This window comes from bacterium (genome assembly GCA_024226335.1).
Classification (GTDB): domain Bacteria; phylum Myxococcota_A; class UBA9160; order SZUA-336; family SZUA-336; genus JAAELY01.
This window is the reverse complement of record JAAELY010000177.1, coordinates 1-868: the sequence shown is the minus strand read 5'-3', so window position 1 is coordinate 868 and position 868 is coordinate 1. Positions and strand designations below refer to the sequence as shown.

1 protein-coding gene is annotated in these 868 nt (G+C 60.5%); it reads left to right on the top strand.

Going from position 1 to position 868, the window contains the following annotated elements:
• Positions 1–257 (top strand): transposase (locus GY725_08905; GenBank protein MCP4004301.1); only part of this gene is annotated, 257 nt, incomplete at its 5' end.
• Positions 258–868 lie beyond the last annotated feature (611 nt).

The window sequence follows — 868 nt, the reverse complement described above, 5'->3', positions numbered from 1 at the left end:
ATTTTCAGTTCATAACCACCCCGCGGATCGACCCGACGAACAACGTGGCCGAGCAGGCCATCCGCTTCATCGTCATCGACCGTCACGTCACCCAGGGGACGCGGAGCCCCAGGGGCCGAAAAAGCAACGAGCGGCTGTGGACCGTGGTCGCGACCTGCTCGATTCAAGGCCGATCCGCTTTTGAGTTCATTCGCACCGCGCTTCACGCACTCTGGTATGACGAGCCGGCTCCGTCGCTGCTGCCCATACCAACGTGACCAGATGTGCCTGGGGTGGCCCTCCTGCTTCCAGGCACCGATTCCGTCCCCCGCGTCCTTCCCTGAACAACGACCTTCGATGAGCCTTGCCGCCCCTGGACACGCCGACGCAGTGGCGTACCAAGGATCCGGATCATGCCGGGTAGCGGTCACCCAGCGGTCCAGTGTCTTGCTTGAAGCAGAACCCATCGCGTGATCGACTGTTTCTGCCTAGGCTGTTGATTCTGGGCGATTCGAGGTGATTCTCTCTCATGCACGATCCGTGTCGCCAGAAAGAAGGATCCTGGCTTCGTCCCCAGCTCCGTGGCACAAGAGCCCCAGCACCGAGCGCGCGTGGGCAACTTGTCGCGCGCGCTACCAGGCGACCGCGAGTTCCTCGCAGCGACAAGTTACCCACCCTACGGCGGGTCCGGTGGTGAACGCCTCTCAAGAACATTGCCCGAAGAGCCATAGAAGTAGCATGAAGGCGAGTTGGGTACCAGACGACAGAATTAACAGCCTAGCCGTTGCCGTTCGCCCGTGCGGCTGTTCACGAAGCCGACTGCTTGAATATGCGAACTTATAGGCAGGGGCACTAGGCTGTTGACTTTCCGGTGGATGTGCCAATATTT